Genomic DNA, 17,482 nt, shown 5'->3' with positions numbered 1-17,482 from the left:
CCCCGGTCACTGCCCCCACCGATACCCGTAGCCACGAATCGTGGTGATCAGCCCCGGCCGATTCAGCTTGGCGCGCAGGCCGGTCATGTGCACGTCCAGCGACCGCGACACCGCGACGAACGCGTCGCCCCAGATCCGATCCATCAGCTGCTGCCTGCTCACCGCCGCGCCGGGCCGTTCGACCAGCGCCTGCACCAGCTCGAATTCCTTCTGGGTCAACGTGATCGGCTCGCCACCCACCTCGACCGCCCGCGCCTGGAGATCCACCCGCACGTCCCCGGTGACCACCACCTCCTGCGCCGGTTGCGCCGCGGCGGCCGCGCGCCGGGTGACGGTCTCGAGCCTGGCCATCAATTCCGCGATCCGCGGCGGCTTCACGATGTAGTCGTCCGCACCGCCGCGCAGGCCGCGCACGATCGACCGTTCGTCGCTGCGCGCGGTCAGAATCAGCACCGGCACCTGACTCACTTCGCGCAGCTGCCGCAGAATCTGCAGACCATCCGCGTCAGGCAGGCCGAGGTCGAGAATGACCGCGTCATAACCGCGGTGCGCCGTCAGCAGATCCGCGCCGCGTCGCTTGCGCTCGGCCCGGTAGCCCCGGGCGTTCAGCGCCTCGACCAGCGCGTCCCCGACGCCGTCGTCATCTTCGACCACCGCAAGCCGCACGCGCCGATCGTCCCACAGCGGGTCGATCGGCGCGGGCGCCGGGCCGATGCTCACGCAGTGGTCAGCCGGTGTTCCGGCTCGACGACCCCGGTATCGCCGGTTCCCTCGGCCTCGATGGTCGAGGAGGCCGAGGTCTCCCGCATGAAGAAGTAGGTGACCAGCGAGACGAGGATGCAGCCCGCCACGTACCAGAAGTACACCGACTCGTGGTTTGCCTTCTTCAGCGCGAGGGCGATGGTCTCCGCGGTGCCGCCGAAGATGGCGACGGTCAGGGCGTACGGCAGGCCGACGCCGAGCGCGCGGATCTTGGTCGGGAACAGCTCCGCCTTCACGATGGCGTTGATCGAGGTGTAGCCGGTGATGATCACCAGGGCCAGCATCATCAGCGCGAACGCGGCCAGCACGTTCGTGGTGTGCGCGAGCACGGTCATGATCGGCACGGTGAGCAGCGTGCCCGCGACACCGAAGAAGATGAGCAGCTTGCGCCGCCCGATCCGGTCGGACAACGCGCCCGCCAGCGGCTGCAGCACCACGAACACGAGCAGGGCGATGAAGTTGATCCACGCGACCGTGCCCTTGGAGATGCCCGAGGTGTTGATCATGAACTTCTGCATGTACGTCGTGTACGTGTAGAACGCGACCGTGCCGCCGAGCGTCAGGCCCATCACCAGCAGGCATTCGCGCGGGTATTGCAGCAGCATGCGCAGCGAACCACGCGCGGGCGGCGGCTTCGGCTCGCCGCGCTGTGCGGCGGCCGACTCGGCGGCCTTGTCCTTGCCGTACTGGTAGGCGTGCTCCGCGATGCCGTCGGTGACGAAGACCCGGTTCTCCGGGTCCGCGGCCGCGGCCCGGAACTGCTCGGACTCGTCCATGCTGCGCCGCAGCCACATCACGATGAGCGCGCCCGCGGCACCGATGAAGAACGGGATCCGCCAGCCCCAGTTGTTCATTTCCGCGCTGGTCAGGAACTGCTGCAGGATGATCTGCACGCCGAGCGCGACCAGCTGGCCGGCGACCAGGGTGACGTACTGGAAGCTCGAGTAGAACCCGCGCTTGCCCGACGAGGCGACCTCGGACAGATAGGTCGCGCTGGTGGCGTACTCACCACCGACCGAAAGTCCTTGCAGCAGCCGGGCGATCAGCAGAATGGCCGGCGCGGCGAGGCCGATCGTCTGGTAGCCGGGAGTCACCGCGATCAGCAGCGAACCGGCGGCCATCACCGTCACCGACAGCGTCAGCGCGGAGCGGCGGCCGAACTTGTCCGCGTAGCGGCCGAGCAGCCAGCCGCCGATCGGGCGCATCAGGAAGCCGACGGCGAAAACAGCGGCCGTGGAGAGCAGCTGCGCGGTCGGATCATCCTTGGGGAAGAACGTTTTCGCGAAGTAGACGCTGAACGCCGCATAGACGTACCAGTCGTACCACTCGACCAGGTTGCCGATCGATCCGCGAAGCACGTTCGCGACGACCCGCCGCTCGCTCACGGGCTGTGTCGTAGTCACAAGATCTCCTTCTTCGACGCATCAGCGCGTCAGCCGAGATCGAGTGTGTCTGCTGTCACAGCCGCTGGGGAACGCTCCGAGTCGCATCCTTACAGTCCCTTAGGACGATCGCACGGGCGAACTTCCGCTGGTCGCGGCCGCCGAACACAGTGCGGGGACGACCGCTCACACCAAACGCAGTGCGGGAACGGCCGAACGTAGCGCCGGGATGACCGAACGCCCCAGTTCCGTCAGTGCCCGGAGCGGATCGGGGCCGAGTGGTGGACCGAAAGAGATGTGCCGGGCGCCGAGCCGATGCAGCTCGAGGCAACCCTCGATCACCTCGTCGGGTGACCCGACGACAGCCAGGCTCATCATGCGGCCATCGATGAATTCCACGGCCTTGCCGAGATCCCCTGCGCGAGCGTATCTTCCGGCCGCGTGGAAGTCCGATGGCGCCAGACCCGACGGCGCCAGGTGATCCGGCGAGAAGGACTGGCCGTAATAGGCGAGCTTCTCGGCCAGCGCCCGCCGCGCGGCACCGCGCTCGCCGACCGATACCCAGATGCACGCAGGTAGGTCGAACGCCGCGGCGTCCCGGCCGGCGTCCCGCACGCCCGCGTAGATATCGTCGCTGATCGTGCCGTACAGATCCGGACGGGAGAGCAGCGGGAGCGCCCCGTCGGCGACCTGACCGGCCAGCCGACGCATCCGCGGTCCCGTCGCCCCGACGTACACGGGCACTGGGCTGGTAAGGGGAAAACGCAGCGAGCTCGACTCGCCCCACCAGTCCGGTAGATCGGCTTCGGCTATGTCGGAATGCCCGAGCAGAGCGCGCAGGGCCGTCACCGACTGCCGCACCGTCATCATCGGCCGGCGTCGCTCGAGCCCGGCCCAGCCGAGGAAGTCGGTCGCGCCGGCGGCCACCCCCAGGGCGAATCGGCCGCCGGAGATCTCCTGGGCGGTGGCTGCCACCATCGCGATCTCGGTGGTGTGCACGGTGTACGGATTCATGATGCCGATACCGAGTCGGATGCGCTCGGTACGCGCGGCGAGGGCGCCGATCAGTACCGGAGCGGACCGGAGCAGCAGATCGTGCGATAGCCAAAGCTGGTCTACGCCTGCGGCTTCGGCGGCCGAAGCCAGCCGCAGGAGTTCTTCGTAGGGCAGATCGTTGTTGACGCGGATGGATATCTTCATTTCGCACCCTGTGCTTTCCGGAGATCGTGTACAGGTTGCCGAACCGGCGCGGGGCGCGCTCCCCGGGCACGCCGAACGAGCAACGCCGCACCCGCACAGCCCAGCGCGGCAATGATCAGCGCGCGGCAGAATCCGGCCGCCGAGGTGCCCGCCGTCCCGGCTACGCCAAGCACGGCCACGCCGATCACGCTGCCGAGCTGCCTGGCCATGGTCAGCAGCGCCGAAGCCGCCCCGGTGTGGCCTGCGGCGGCGACCCGGAGCAGGCCCGCGGTCGCCGACGTGATCGCGATGTCGACACCTAGACCGACGAGGAATGACGTTCCAGCAACCAGCCACAGCGCATGCGACCACACGCCGGCCGCCATGAAGAGCAATGCACCAGCGATGACCAGCAGACCGGTCAGCATGGCGGCGTTGGTCGACGATCGCTGTGCGATCCAACTGCCGCACGGCGCGCCTAACACCGCACCGGCGGCCTCCACCGTGATCACCAAACTTGTTTGCCAGGGCGAGAACCCCGCTACCCGCTGGAGAAATCCGGCCAGCAGAAAGAGCTGCCCGTAGAAGCCGAAATTGACCACGAACGCCACCACCGCGGTGGCGCGCGCCTGCGGATGCCGCAGCAGGGACAGCTGCAGCGCGGGGTTGGGGTAACGCCGTTCGACCGCGACGAAGGCAATGGCGAGCAGCACGCCGACCGCGATGAGCACCGGTCCCGCCGCCGAGTCCGGTACCGCACCCCACTGGATCACCCCCGCCACGAATGCCGTCAGCGCCGCCAGGAATACGGTCTGGCTCAACAGATTCAGACTGTTGTGCACGGTCAGGGTCTCGCGCAGGCACCGCCTGGACAGGATCACCGTGCCGAGGGCCAGCGCCAGGTTTGCCCAGAACAGGCTTCTCCATCCGAAGGCGGAGACGAGGACACCGCTGACGACCAGCCCCGCCACGGCGGCGGTGCTCCCGACCGTCGTCCAGATGACGAGCGCGCGAGCCCGCCTGCGGCCGTCCGCATAGCCGGCTTTGAGCAACGACAGCGACCCGGGCATGACCGCGGCCGCGCCGACCCCCTGGAGCACCCGGCCGGCGATGATCAATCCCGCCGAGTCTGCGACCGCGCACAGCGCCGACCCCGCGGCGATCAACCAGGTCCCGTTCAGATACATCCGCCGAGCACCCCACCGGTCGGCGAGTGCGCCGCCGGTGAGCAGCAATACCGTGCAGGCCAGGACGTAGGCGTCCACGATCCACGGCCCCAGCCCGGCAGTGATGCCGAGTCGCTCCTGCAGTTGCGGCAACCCGACCGTGACGACGGTGTTGTCGAAGGTGACCAGGGCGCCGCCGAGACACAGCGCGACCAGCATCCACGCCGACGGTGCCCGCGGTGGGGGCGTGGCGCGTCCGCACCGGCGAGCCGACACCACGATGGGGAGCGCCACCGACTCGCGCCCGGACGAGGTGGCGCGGGGTATGAACGCACCCGGGGCGGGCTCGTACCGCGACGTCACAGGTCCTTCGCCACCCGCGAGGTGAGGTGATGGGCGCCGACGAGCTGCCGGCCGCGGGCGGCGACCAAGGCGTGGCGGGAGATCACGACGGCGTCGCGCCAGCACCCCTCCAGCCCGTTGCGCCGATGGATCGCCGCAGAGCCGGCGGCGTCGAACAGCTCGCGGCACGCCCGCTCCGCGGTATCGACCATTTGACAGCAGGCCGAGCGCAGCAGCGCCACCTGCTCGGTGGGGACCGGACCGGCCTGCGCGCTGATCCACGCGGCCGTCGTCGCACTGTCGAGCAAAGCCACCGCAGCCCGCACTTGGCCGTGGGCACGGGCGTATGCCGCCTGTGCGATGGGCTGCTCGGCCAGCGGTCCAGCCCCGTAGCGGGTGCGAATGCCGACGGCCAGTTCGGTGAAGGCGGCGAGCGCGCGGTCAGCGGTCGCCCGCGCGACCTCCGCGATGCAACCGGCCAGCAGAGCGTAGAGCGGGTATCGGAACATCGGTGCGTCGACCGCCGGCGGCCCGGTCAGGTCGATGCCGTGCGCGAGCGGCACCTCGGTGTCGCAGCCGAGGGTATAGGAGGCACTGCCGCGTAAACCTAGTGCGTCCCAATCATTCTCGATGCTCACGACGGAAGACGGGACCAGCCACCAACGGGTCACCGTCACCCCGTCGGGCCCTGTCGTCGGCGCCGCGAGCGCCGCCAGGGTCATAGCCGGCGCGCCGGTGACCAGCGGCCACCGTCCCTGCAGCCGGACCCGCCCACCGTGCCGGACAGCGGTGCCGACGGGCATCGAGGAACCGCCGACCACCAGACGCCGGTCGGCGAAGTCCTGTGCCGCGGACGGGTCCAGACGGGACAGAAACGCTCCGGCCGGGCCATGGATCGCCGCCACCCACCCGGCGGCTGGATCAGCGGCGGACACCTTGCGCACCGCCTCCAGCAGTTGCGGAGCCGACCACTCCAGGCCGCCGAACTCGGTCGGCAGCGCGGCACGCGGCAGCGGAGACTCCGCCAGTTCCCGCCACACCTCTGGATGCAGCGTCCCATGCCGCTCCCCGTGCTCCCGGTGCGTCTGCGCGGCTGCGCACAGCTCCGCCACGGCCACGGCTCCGACAGTTGGCGTACTCAATGTTGTCATCGCGTTCTCCATCGCGAAAAGCCGGTGCCACCTGGGCGGACAGCATCCAACCTGATTCTTGGTGAAATCGAGCCGTCCTTTGACGGGACACTGTTTAACGGTACATAGCTTCAGTTGTCGAGCCATAACTTAGAGATAAGCCGTACGTATGAGTCCGTAAGTCACTGCACCAGAAGGTATTTCGACAAAAAAGCGCCCCACACAAGGTCGAACCTGGTGCGGGGCGCGATCGGTGGAAGTCTGCGGAGTCCTGCTCAGCTGTGGGCGTTCAGCAGCGGGGCCAGGGTGCGCAGGACGGAGATGTAGTCGTCGTTCAGGACCTGGATCGCGACGTGGCTGCCGCCGGCGTCCAGGTGCGCGTTGAGCTGGGCGACAACCTGTTCGGCGTTGCCGTGGGCGATGACGGCGTCGAAGACGCGGCCGCCGGGGGTGGCGAGTTCTTCGTCGGTGAAGCCGAGCCTGGTCAGGTTCGAGGCGTAGTTGGTGAGGCCGAGGTAGAAGCCGACGATGCCGTCGGCGAGCGAATGTGCTTGTTGCGCATCATCGGTCAGTACGACCTTGTGTTCGGTGGCGATGAACGCGTCCGGTCCGAGCGTCGCGCGGGCCTGCGCGGTGTGCGTGGCCGGGACGAAGTAGGGCAGCGGGCCCGCGGAGCGCTCCGCGGCCAGCTTCAGGACCCGCGGGCCGAGGGCGGCGACGGCGCGGCGCTCGACCGGGACACCCAGTTCGTCCAGCTCGTCGAGGTATTCGACCAGGGCGTCGTAGGGCTTGCGGTATTCACCGGTGTGCTCGGGGTGTCCCGCGCCGACGCCGAGCAGGAAGCGGCCGGGGAACCGCGCCTCGATCCGGTGGAACGACTCGGCGGCCTGCTTCGCGGGCGAGGACCAGATGTTCACGATGCTGGTGCCCACGTTGATGGTCTCGGTCGCGTCGAGCAACGGCTCGACGGTGGACAGGTCGGCGGGCGGGGACGACCCGAGCCACAGCGTTCCATAGCCGGATTTCTCCAGCTCCTGCGCGTCTTCCGGAGTGAACAGGTTGTACGCCCGCCACACACCGAACCGTCCGAGACCGTCGATTGTCATGCTCTGCGGAACCACCGTGCCGCCGTTCCTATTCCGGTACCGCGAAACCCTCGGACCGCCGGGTTCAGCTGCCACAGCAGCCGTCGCCGGCGGGAACCGTGCGCACCTCTCTGGTCTGCGCGTTGCGGGCGGCGAGGTCGGCATCGGCGGGGTAGTCGACGGCAACCAGGCTCAGTCCGTGCGCCGGGGCGACGGTGACCGAGCTGGAACGTTCGGTCTCGGTGAGCAGCGAACCGGCCCAGTCCGGGGTGCGCCGCCCCTCCCCCACCGCGAGCACCGCACCGACCAGGCTGCGCACCATGGACCAGCAGAACGCGTCCGCGCTGACATAGGCGGTGAGCAGATCCCCGTGCCGGGCCCAGTCGAAGCGCTGAAGTTCGCGGACCGTGGTCGCACCCTCGCGGCGACGGCAGAACGCGGCGAAGTTGTGCAGGCCCAACAGCTTTCCCGACGCCGCGCGCATGGCGTCGAGGTCGACGTCGGGACGGCAGGCGACGATGCTGCGCGCCTGCAACGGCTCGGCGCCGTAGCGAGCGGTGGTCAACCGGTACACATAGTGCCGGCGAATCGCCGAGAACCGAGCGTCGAATTCGGGCGGCGCGAGCCGAATCTCCTTGATCCGCACGTCCTTCGGCAGGAACCGCGCCATCCGGTGCACCAGCTTGTCCGTGTCCACCTCGGCGGTCGTATCGAAGTGCGCGACTTGGCCTTCCGCGTGCACGCCGGCGTCGGTGCGCCCGGCGACGGTCAGCTGCACCGGTTCCCGGAACACCTTGCTCAGCGATTCCTCCAGCACACCCTGCACGGTGCGCAGCCCGGGCTGGCGTGCCCAGCCGGTGAAATCGGTTCCGTCGTAACTGATGTCGAGCCGGAAACGGGCGGGCACCCGCGCGTCCGTCGACGACTCATCCGCAGAATCCACCGAATCCTCCACCGTCACAACATCTCCTGGTGATACGAACGAGCCCGCCGACCCGGAATCGGGTGGCGGGCTCGTTCGAGAACTCCGACGCGAACGTCAGGCGTCCTTCTTGTCCTCAGCGGCCTCATCGGCAGCCGGCGCCTCGACCTCGGCGGTCTCGGCAACGGCCTCGTCAGTGGTCTCCTCGACGACCTCGGCGGCCGGAGCCACTGCGTTATCAGCGGCCGGGGCCGCGTCGGTCTTCTTGGACGACGCGACCCGGCGAGCGCGGTCGGCCTCGTTGGTCACGGTCTTCTCCCGGACCAGCTCGATGATGGCCATCGGCGCATTGTCACCCTTACGCGGCAGCGTCTTGGTGATGCGCGTGTAGCCGCCCTCGCGACCCTCGAACGAGGGGCCGATCGTGGCGAAGAGCTCGTGCACGACGTCCTTGTTGCGGATCACCTTGAGCACCTCGCGACGGTCGGCAAGGGTGCCGCCCTTCGCCTTGGTGACAAGCTTCTCGGCGTAGGGGCGCAGCGCCTTGGCCTTGGACTCGGTGGTCGAAATTCGACCGTGCTCGAAGAGCGCCGTCGCCAGATTGGCGAAGATCGCCTTCTGGTGCGACGCCGACCCGCCGAAGCGAGCACCCTTCTTGGGCTTGGGCATTGTTTGTTCTCCTTGTGTGAGGCCGAGCCGGGGTGCCTACCCCAGCGGCCTAGAGCTGTTCGGTCTCGGCGTAGTCCTGCTCGCCACCGTCGGTGTCACTGAACGTGCCGCTGTCGCTCCACGTTCCGGTGCTCGCGTCGTAACCCACCACAGACGAAGGATCGAACGACGCCGGGCTGTCCTTGAGCGAGAGGCCGAGCGCGTGCAGCTTGACCTTGACCTCGTCGATGGACTTCTGGCCGAAGTTGCGGATGTCCAGCAGGTCCGACTCGGTGCGGGCGACGAGCTCGCCCACGGTGTGCACACCCTCGCGCTTGAGGCAGTTGTAGGACCGGACGGTGAGATCCAGGTCCTCGATCGGCAGACCGAACGAGGCGATGTGGTCCGCCTCGGCCGGCGACGGGCCGATCTCGATGCCTTCGGCTTCGACGTTGAGCTCACGGGCCAGGCCGAAGAGCTCGACCAGGGTCTTACCCGCCGAGGCGAGCGCGTCCCGTGCGCTGATGGAGTTCTTGGTCTCCACGTCCAGGATCAGACGGTCGAAGTCGGTGCGCTGTTCGACACGGGTGGCCTCGACCTTGTAGGTCACCTTGAGCACCGGCGAGTAGATCGAATCCACCGGGATCCGGCCGATTTCCGCACCGGACGCCTTGTTCTGCACGGCGGGGACGTAGCCGCGACCGCGCTCGACCACGAGCTCGATCTCCAGCTTGCCCTTGTCGTTCAGGGTGGCGATGTGCATGTCCGGGTTGTGGACGACGACACCGGTCGGCGGCACGATGTCACCGGCGGTGACGGTGCCGGGGCCCTGCTTGCGCACGTACATCGTGACCGGCTCGTCCTCCTCCGAGGACACGACCAGACCCTTGAGGTTCAGGATGATGTCGGTGACATCTTCCTTCACGCCGGGGACGGTGGTGAACTCGTGCAGCACGCCGTCGATACGAATGCTCGTGACCGCGGCCCCCGGGATCGAGGACAGCAAGGTACGCCGAAGCGAATTGCCCAGGGTGTAACCGAAACCGGGCTCGAGCGGTTCGATGGTGAACTTCGAGCGGTTCTCGGCAACGACCTCTTCGGTCAGTGTCGGACGCTGTGAAATCAGCATTTAGGATCATCCTCCTGTTTGGGCGCCCGCTATTTGACGCCTCGTTTAAGGGGTTGTGTGTGGTCCATCTATCCGATGGACCACACACCGTGTAGCAGCGTGTTACTTCGAGTAGTACTCGACGATCAGCTGTTCCGAGAGCGGCACATCGATCTGGGCGCGCTCGGGCTGCTGGTGCACCAGGATCCGCAGGCGGCCCGGGATGACCTGGAGCCAGCCGGGAACCGGACGGTCGCCGACGGTCTCGCGCGCGACCTGGAACGGCAGCGTGCCCAGCGACTTCTCCTTGACATCGATGATGTCGTACTGGGTCACCTGGAAGCTCGGAACGTTGACGCTCCGGTTGTTCACGGTGAAGTGACCGTGGGAGACCAGCTGGCGAGCCTGACGACGGGTGCGGGCCAGACCGGCGCGGTACACGACGTTGTCCAAGCGGCACTCGAGCAGACGCAGCAGGTTGTCACCGGTCTTGCCCTTGAGGCGGTTGGCCTCTTCGTAGTACCGGCGGAACTGCTTCTCCATGACGCCGTAGGAGAAGCGAGCCTTCTGCTTCTCCTGCAGCTGGAGCAGGTACTCGCTCTCCTTGATCCGCGCGCGGCCGTGCTGGCCGGGCGGGTAGGGGCGACGCTCGAACGCCTGGTCGCCGCCGACGAGGTCGACGCGCAGACGACGCGACTTGCGGGTGATGGGGCCTGTATAACGAGCCATTTGTTATCTGTTCCTTTCCCGCTAGACGCGACGACGCTTGGGCGGACGGCAGCCATTGTGCGGCTGAGGGGTGACGTCGGAGATCGTGCCGACCTCGAGGCCCGCGGCCTGCAGCGAACGGATCGCGGTCTCGCGGCCCGAACCCGGGCCCTTCACGAAGACGTCGACCTTCTTGACGCCGTTCTCCTGCGCCTTGCGGGCAGCGTTCTCGGCGGCGAGCTGCGCGGCGAACGGGGTCGACTTGCGCGAACCCTTGAAGCCGACGTGGCCCGAGGACGCCCAGGAGATGACGTTTCCGGCCGGGTCGGTGATCGACACGATGGTGTTGTTGAACGTGCTCTTGATGTGCGCGTGTCCGTGCGGGACGTTCTTCTTTTCCCGGCGACGCGACTTCTGGGTCTTCTTGGGGCCGGAGGCCCTGGACTTCGGAGGCATCGGTTATCCCCTACTTCTTCTTGCCGGCGACGGTGCGCTTCGGGCCCTTGCGGGTGCGCGCGTTGGTCTTGGTGCGCTGACCACGCACAGGCAGGCCACGACGGTGGCGCAGGCCCTGGTAGCAGCCGATCTCGATCTTGCGACGGATATCGGCCTGCACCTCGCGGCGCAGGTCACCTTCGACCTTGAGCTCGGGCGAGGTTTCGATGTAGTCACGCAGCTGCGTCACCTGATCGTCGCTGAGGTCCTTGCTGCGCAGGTCCGGGCTGACGCCGGTGGCCGCGAGGATCTCCTTGGAGCGGGTACGGCCGATGCCGTAGATGTAGGTCAGCGCGATCTCCATGCGCTTTTCGCGCGGGAGATCGACGCCCATGAGACGTGCCATGTGGCAGGTTCCTTCGGTTGCGGAGGTCTGCTCCCTGTCCGTCCCCTCGTCTTGTGTGGGGCACCGGCCTCCGTACCGGTGGTTGGCACACACGCCTTCCGGGCTGACCGGAATACCGCAGCGTGCGGCTGGAGCTGGGAGTTCTTCTTTAGTTGGCCAAGCCGATCAGTGATCGGTGCCCGGCTGGTGATCGATGGGGCGCGAACACCCCGCTTGATCAGCCCTGGCGCTGCTTGTGGCGCAGGTTGTCGCAGATCACCATGACCCGACCGTGACGGCGGATCACCTTGCACTTCTCGCAGATCTTCTTGACGCTCGGCTGAACCTTCACGTCCGTCCAATCTTGTTGTGGTTCACACGGGTGTGAACACAGTTTTTCCCCAGCCCAACCGGCTGGGGAAGTCTCTGTGGTGGGTCTTGTGACCCGGTTCCCGGCTCACACCGGGGCAGGTTGCCGACTCACGCCGACATGACCGCGACGAACGCGATCACTTGTAGCGGTAAACGATCCGGCCGCACGACAAGTCGTATGGAGACAGCTCGACGACCACACGGTCCTCGGGGAGGATACGAATGTAGTGCTGCCGCATCTTCCCGCTGATGTGCGCGAGAACCTTGTGACCGTTCTCGAGCTCGATCCGGAACATCGCATTGGGCAGCGGCTCGACAACTCGACCCTCGACCTCGATGGCCCCGTCTTTCTTCGCCATGTCCTCCGCGATCCCGGTTACGCTCAACCTGGTTTGTTTGGCTTGTTTCTGCTTACATGGATCTGTCGGTCGAAGTGACCGCTAGACACACAAACAGTCGGCGCATAGGTGCACCGCCGCTCCAGCTTACCGGTACCGGGTGGTTCCGGCAAAAATGGCCCATGCCAGCACCTGCTGTCAGTACTCTTTCCGCCCCGTTCAGAGCACGAAATCTGGTGCCGCGGGCCCCTGGCCTCCTGCCCCGCTGCGGCACGCGGACGTCGCGTAAACTGACCGCTGTCCAGGTAACAGGGTCGAGCAGATCGAGGGGGATGCCGTGAGGGAGCGCAGCGAGCGAACCTCGAACGCAGCACCCACGGGCATGACGGAGCCGAGCGCTAGCGAGGTGGAGGCATGAGTCGCAATAACGACGGCCTCCCCATGCTGCCGCCGTGGCTGTCCGAGAGCGATGTCACGCAGGTCGGCTACGAAGCGCCGGTACAGAATCTGCCCTCCGACGATGTGATCGACGATGGGCCGAGTCAGCGACGTCCAGACAGACGCGGCAAGCGGTGGCGTCGCGACAAGAACGATCGGCGCGGTGCCGACGGGCAGTCGAACGAGCCGAGCCAGCGCGCGCCCGAATCCGCTCCGCGCACCCCGGACTCGCCTCAGCACGAAGGTCCGCGCGACGACCCGTGGCGCCAGTCGGGTCTGGACGCCTATGTCCAGCCGCGGCCGGACGACGCGTGGCAGGCCGGACCGCCGCAGCGCGGCGAAGCACCGGCGCAGCGCACCGAGGCGCCTCACCAGCGCGCCGAAGCACCGCGCACCGAGGCACCGGCGCAGGCGTTGCCCACCCGCAACCCCGGCCCACCGCTGCCCGCCTTCCAACCGTTGGGCAGGCGCCCGGCCGCCGCCGAGCCGTCCGTGTCCAACGACGCGGCCCCGCGCACACCGGCGAACCGGCCAGAGCTACCGCCGCCGCCCGCGCTGCCGGACCCGCCGCCGCAGGCCTCGACGGCCACGCCGGACGCGCCGACCCGGACCCCGCAGGCTCCCGCCGAGCGCGCGCCCGAGTCCACTCCCGCGCCGCAGGCTCCCCCGCAGCGGGCACCGGAGTCCATTCCACCGACACACGCCCCGGTCCAGCGGGCACCCGAGTCCAGTGGTCCGCCGCCCTGGCTGGCCGGACCGCGACCGGAACAACCGACGCGATCGGAACAACCGACGCCGCCAGCACCGCCGCAGCGCCGTCCGCCGCTGCCCGATCCCCCACCGCCGCAAGGCGATCGGCCGGCAGCACCCACGGCCGAACAGACACCCCCGGCCCGGCTCGAAACGCCGACGGCACCGCCGCGCGGGGTCGAAGGCCCACCGCAGCGCGAGCAAGCACCGAGCCCGCAGAGCGCTGCCCAACGACCGGGCCCCGCGACACCTCCGGCGACGCCGGACCGCCCCGGACCACACGCACCTGGCGAACGGCCTAGCGCGGCAACAACTCCCGAGCCGCCTACCCGCGCACCGTTTGCCCCACCCGCAGCCGAGCAGGGTGCGGCACCTGGTCCCTCGCCGGAACAGGCCCCGAACCGTGCACCGGCCGGAAGCTCGATCCCGCCCGAACAAGGACCGCCGCCAACCGACCCACTGCGTGCACCACAGTCCGATCGACCGTATGGTCCGGCCCCCGAACAGGGACCGAATGGTGCTGCGGGGCCGCAACTCTCCGGCTGGCCGACGGGACCGTCGACCTCCGGCGTCACCGAACGCCCGGAATCCGGCCCACAGCAACGCGATTCCGGCCGGCAGCCCGACTGGGTCCCGTCATCCAACGCCGGCGCGGGCCGTACGTCGAGCAGTGGGCGGCATCGCCTGCCCTCCGAGATCGAGATGCAGCAGGGCGCGGTCGACGAATCCGGTCGGCAAGCCCCGCCGCAGAACGGCCCCGTGCAACAGCCCGGACCGTACGCACAAACGGGCACGGTCGGGCCGACCGGGCACACCCCGCCGACGATCGGCCAGGCGCCGAGCAGCGAACAGCCGGGTCCACAGGCACCGGCCGAGCCGTGGCGCAATGCCGCGGCACCGGTGTGGGCGGACGAAACCCCCACCCGGACAACGCCTCCGGTCGGCGGACCAGCACCGGGCAGCGAACAGCCGGGTCCGCAGGCACCCGGCGAGCCGTGGCGCAACCAGGCGCCCCCGGACGAAAACGCCACTCGGACACCACCGTTCACGGGCGGACAGGCGCCGGGCAGCGAGCAGCCCGAAGCACCACACCGAGCAACCGGCGGTTTCGCCGGACCGCAGGTCGGCGGGCAGGCGCCGGGCGGCGTCGCGCCGGCGCCTCCCGCGCACCCGGGGCAATGGGGCCGTCCGCCGGTCCCGCAAGGTGGCCAGTACCAACCCGGCGTGCAGTACCAGTCGGGTCCGCCGCCGTCGCTGGACGACGTGCCGATGCGGCGTGCCAAGAAGTCGCCCGGCAGCGGTTGGCGCAAGGCCGTGCATCACGTGTCCGGCGGCGCGATCAATCCGGGACTGTCCGCGGAGGAGCTGCGACTACAGGAACTGGTCGCGCGGATCCGGCAACCCGTGCGCGGCGACTACCGGATCGCGACGCTGTCGCTGAAGGGCGGCGTCGGAAAGACCACCACGACAATGGGTATCGGGTCGATCTTCGCGTCCATCCGGGGCGACCGGGTGATCGCGGTGGACGCCAACCCCGACTTCGGCACGCTGTCGCAGCGAGTACCGCTACAGACCCGGTCGACCGTGCGTGACCTGCTGCTCGATCCGTCGATCCAGCGCTACTCGGATGTGCGCAGGCACACCTCGCAGGCCACCAGCAGGCTGGAAGTGCTTGCCAGCGAACGCGATCCGGCGGCGTCGGAGGCGTTCAGCGAGGAAGAGTACCGGGCGGTCGCGCGCATCCTGCAGCGCTTCTACAACATCATCCTGACCGACTGCGGTACCGGACTGATGCACTCGGCGATGTCGGGCGTGCTGGATCTGGCCCATTCGCTGGTGCTCATCTCCTCCCCCGCCATCGACGGGGCTCGCAGTGCCGCCGCGACTCTGGACTGGCTGTCGCTGCACGGACACGATCACCTGGTCCGCAACGCGGTGGTGGTGATCAACTCGCCGCGGGCCGGATCGCCGAATGTCGGCATCCAGCAGCTGCGGGAGTACTTCCTGTCCCGCTGCCGCGCCGTGCACATCATCCCGTTCGATCCGCACATGTCCGAGGGCGCGGAGATCGATCTGCACCGCTTGCACAAGCAGACCAAGCGGGCTTACGTCGAACTCGCCGCCACCATCGCCGACGATTTCGCCACCGATCACCGGCGCTACCAGCCCTGAAACACCCCCGGGTCACACCGTCACGTGACGCGGGGGTCCACTGGTGCGGGAGCTCGGGAAAACGGTTGCGGGAGTTACCACTCCGGGAGACGACGCCTGCCCGCGATGATGTCGCGGACGAGATCGTCGTAGGCATCGGCGAGTTCGGCCAGGTGATGCCAAGCGCCGTGCAATCTTTCGTCGTGTGCGTCGAGGGTCATCAGCGCGTGATGCGCACGCACCGAGGATTCGGCGAGCCGGTCGATGACCGCACCCACTGTCTCGGTGTGCAGGGTCGCGCCGAGCCGATGCTGCGGCACGCTGCGCGCGACCCAGTCATCGATGGCCATGACCAATTCGACTCTGCGGCGCTCGATTTCGAGGACCACCAGCGGATCGGTGTCCACCGAACCACCACGGCCGACCAGTCGCCGCTCGTGCAGCACCGCGAGATCGCGAGCGAACCAGAGCAGCGGACCACCGACCACACGGTGTCCACGACACGCCCGAACAAGTAGATCAGAGGTGGGAAGCAGCCCAGGAGCGTGGGACTGCACCACCGAATCGGTACACCGCAGTGTGCCGGGAAGAGCCATTACGACTGTTGTATCCGAACCTGCCACGTTGCCTCGCCGTCATCGCCGCACAACACCGGATCAGGACGTTCATTACAATAAACCTCTGAAGGCACCTGTCAAGCGTTACCGGGCCGTAGGAAGTCACGAAGAGTACACTTCGTTACCTGCACGACCAACCGAGGAGCAAGATGGCGGACGGTCCGACGTATCACCGGATCGCAGACCTCCTCCGCGAGGAGATCCGCGCAGGCAAGTGGAAACCGGGTGATCGGTTGCCCAGCCACACGGAGCTGGCCGAGCACATGCAGGTCTCGCTGACGACCGCTCGCAACGCGATTCAGGTTCTGGTCACCGAAAATCTGGTCTATACAGCTACTTCCCGCGGCACCATCGTGCGAAACCAGGAAGTTCTGGAATCGGTTGTCACCGACCATATTCGACAGGACCGGCCGAAATCGCCGCACGATATCTTCGAGGAGATCGCGCGCGCCGCCCACCGGGTGCCGTCGAAGGAGTTCGCCGCGAAGATGGAGCCGGCCGGGCCCGCGGTCGCGTTATGGCTCGGCGTGCCGGAGGACTCCTGGGTGCTGGCCCGGACGGTCGTCCAGTATCTGGACAACGAGCCGTGGTCCTGGGAGGTCACCTTCTATCCGCGAGACCTGGCCGAGGCCACCGGAATCGACTCACCGCACGACATTCCGGAGGGCACCACCCGGCGGCTGGCCGATCGCGGGCACGCGGAGACCGCGCATCGCGACACGGTGACGGCGCGTCCCGCCTCTGCCGAAGAGGCCGTCGTGCTCGGCGTGGCGGCGGGCACCATCCTGCTGGATCACCTGCGGATCGGCGCCAACCACGAGCGGGTCACCAGGGCGACCCGCCATCGCTCCATCGCCGCGAGCAACCGGCTCGCCTATCAACTCGGCGACGCGGAGGGTCTGGGCGTGATCGGACGGACGCTCGGGGTGCCGTACGGGCCGGGTATACCGTCGGCATGAGCGTAATCGTGCTCCGCCAGGCGACAATTGGCGATCTGGGCGTGATCTGCCGGCTGCGGCTGCAACGCACCGCGTGGCTGACCGCGCGCGGCTCCGATCAGTGGACGGTCGCGGGCCGTGGACTACCCATCGAGATCTTCGCGCGAGGCGTCGGGCGCTCGCTGGACGCGGGCGAGACCTGGATCGCCGAGGTGTCGGGCGAACCCGCGGGCACCATCACCGTCAATCGGCACGCCGATCCGGGGCTCTGGTCGCCGTGGGAACTATCCGACGCGGTCGTCGTCCATTACATGATCGTTGACCTGCGTTTCGCCGGACAACGGATCGGTCACCATCTGCTTGCGCACGCGGGAGTGCTTGCGCGCCAACAGGAACGCGAGTGGGTCCGGCTCGACGCGTGGACCACCAACACCGAACTGCACGACTACTACCGCAGGGAGGGCTTCCAATTGGCGCGCATCGCGGGCCCGATCGCGACCGGCCCGTCCCGCGCGCTGTTCGAACGCCGCGCCGACAGTTGGGATCTCGGCGCACCGGTGGCCGTGCCGGCCGCGCGCAGCCTGGGGACCGCACCGAATCTCGGTGCGGTCCAACCGAACAACTGA

The 17,482-nt window shown here is 68.1% G+C and carries 17 protein-coding genes and 1 pseudogene; 3 read left to right on the top strand and 15 right to left on the bottom strand.

The genetic code is table 11. The annotated features are described in order from the left end of the window. Positions 1–6: 6 nt before the first annotated feature. The 14 genes from F3087_RS23360 to infA all read right to left on the bottom strand — a co-directional run bounded on the left by F3087_RS23360 (position 7) and on the right by infA (position 11,983). Positions 7–666 carry a response regulator transcription factor gene (locus tag F3087_RS23360; RefSeq protein ID WP_150404280.1) on the bottom strand — a complete coding sequence of 220 codons (660 nt, stop codon included), beginning with the start codon at positions 664–666 and terminating at the stop codon, positions 7–9. A gap of 50 nt (positions 667–716) precedes the next feature. Further along, complete coding sequence (locus F3087_RS23355) at positions 717–2,165, bottom strand: MFS transporter (protein ID WP_150404171.1); 1,449 nt, start codon at positions 2,163–2,165, stop codon at positions 717–719. A gap of 165 nt (positions 2,166–2,330) precedes the next feature. Beyond that, positions 2,331–3,344, bottom strand: coding sequence for an LLM class flavin-dependent oxidoreductase (locus F3087_RS23350; protein WP_150404170.1), 1,014 nt, complete (start codon positions 3,342–3,344; stop codon positions 2,331–2,333). After that, positions 3,341–4,852, bottom strand: coding sequence for an MFS transporter (locus tag F3087_RS23345; RefSeq protein ID WP_150404169.1), 1,512 nt, complete (start codon positions 4,850–4,852; stop codon positions 3,341–3,343). The genes F3087_RS23350 and F3087_RS23345 overlap by 4 nt, the downstream gene beginning before the upstream one ends. After that, positions 4,849–5,982, bottom strand: a complete 1,134-nt coding sequence (locus F3087_RS23340) for an acyl-CoA dehydrogenase family protein (protein ID WP_191094104.1) — start codon at positions 5,980–5,982, stop codon at positions 4,849–4,851. The genes F3087_RS23345 and F3087_RS23340 overlap by 4 nt, the downstream gene beginning before the upstream one ends. 254 nt (positions 5,983–6,236) lie before the next feature. Next, entirely contained in the window at positions 6,237–7,067 is an 831-nt protein-coding gene (locus tag F3087_RS23335) for an LLM class F420-dependent oxidoreductase (RefSeq protein ID WP_150404167.1), read from the bottom strand. A 64-nt stretch (positions 7,068–7,131) separates the two neighbouring features. After that, positions 7,132–7,989, bottom strand: coding sequence for a tRNA pseudouridine(38-40) synthase TruA (truA, locus tag F3087_RS23330; protein WP_223885283.1), 858 nt, complete (start codon positions 7,987–7,989; stop codon positions 7,132–7,134). 96 nt (positions 7,990–8,085) lie between these two features. Then, complete coding sequence (gene rplQ / locus F3087_RS23325; RefSeq protein ID WP_150404165.1) at positions 8,086–8,637, bottom strand: 50S ribosomal protein L17; 552 nt, start codon at positions 8,635–8,637, stop codon at positions 8,086–8,088. Between the two features lie 49 nt (positions 8,638–8,686). Next, positions 8,687–9,745 (bottom strand): DNA-directed RNA polymerase subunit alpha, encoded by a 1,059-nt coding sequence (locus F3087_RS23320; RefSeq protein WP_014981770.1) that lies wholly within the window; start codon positions 9,743–9,745, stop codon positions 8,687–8,689. A gap of 102 nt (positions 9,746–9,847) precedes the next feature. After that, positions 9,848–10,453, bottom strand: a complete 606-nt coding sequence (gene rpsD / locus F3087_RS23315) for a 30S ribosomal protein S4 (RefSeq protein ID WP_150404164.1) — start codon at positions 10,451–10,453, stop codon at positions 9,848–9,850. A 21-nt stretch (positions 10,454–10,474) separates the two neighbouring features. Then, positions 10,475–10,888 (bottom strand): 30S ribosomal protein S11, encoded by a 414-nt coding sequence (gene rpsK, locus F3087_RS23310; RefSeq protein WP_040731638.1) that lies wholly within the window; start codon positions 10,886–10,888, stop codon positions 10,475–10,477. 10 nt (positions 10,889–10,898) lie between these two features. After that, on the bottom strand, positions 10,899–11,273 hold the full coding sequence (gene rpsM / locus F3087_RS23305; RefSeq protein ID WP_147134984.1) for a 30S ribosomal protein S13: 375 nt from the start codon (positions 11,271–11,273) through the stop codon (positions 10,899–10,901). 217 nt (positions 11,274–11,490) lie between these two features. Continuing rightward, entirely contained in the window at positions 11,491–11,604 is a 114-nt protein-coding gene (rpmJ, locus tag F3087_RS23300; RefSeq protein ID WP_011207363.1) for a 50S ribosomal protein L36, read from the bottom strand. 157 nt (positions 11,605–11,761) lie between these two features. Further along, positions 11,762–11,983, bottom strand: a complete 222-nt coding sequence (gene infA, locus F3087_RS23295) for a translation initiation factor IF-1 (RefSeq protein WP_079490164.1) — start codon at positions 11,981–11,983, stop codon at positions 11,762–11,764. A gap of 2,217 nt (positions 11,984–14,200) precedes the next feature. Here infA and F3087_RS47595 point away from each other — a divergent pair. Continuing rightward, positions 14,201–15,322: pseudogene (locus F3087_RS47595) on the top strand (nucleotide-binding protein); the annotation flags it as partial. A 74-nt stretch (positions 15,323–15,396) separates the two neighbouring features. Here F3087_RS47595 and F3087_RS23285 read toward each other — a convergent pair. Next, on the bottom strand, positions 15,397–15,789 hold the full coding sequence (locus tag F3087_RS23285) for a DUF4254 domain-containing protein (RefSeq protein WP_191094103.1): 393 nt from the start codon (positions 15,787–15,789) through the stop codon (positions 15,397–15,399). Positions 15,790–16,067: 278 nt separating this feature from the next. On the opposite strand from F3087_RS23285, the gene F3087_RS23280 reads away from it, so the two are divergent. Further along, positions 16,068–16,877, top strand: a complete 810-nt coding sequence (locus F3087_RS23280) for a GntR family transcriptional regulator (protein WP_150404162.1) — start codon at positions 16,068–16,070, stop codon at positions 16,875–16,877. Continuing rightward, on the top strand, positions 16,874–17,482 hold the full coding sequence (locus tag F3087_RS23275) for a GNAT family N-acetyltransferase (RefSeq protein ID WP_150404161.1): 609 nt from the start codon (positions 16,874–16,876) through the stop codon (positions 17,480–17,482). Before F3087_RS23280 ends, F3087_RS23275 begins: the two co-directional genes overlap by 4 nt.

The organism is Nocardia colli (assembly GCF_008704205.1).
Taxonomy (GTDB): Bacteria; Actinomycetota; Actinomycetes; order Mycobacteriales; family Mycobacteriaceae; genus Nocardia; species Nocardia colli.
This window is presented reverse-complemented; position numbering and strand designations above follow the sequence as displayed.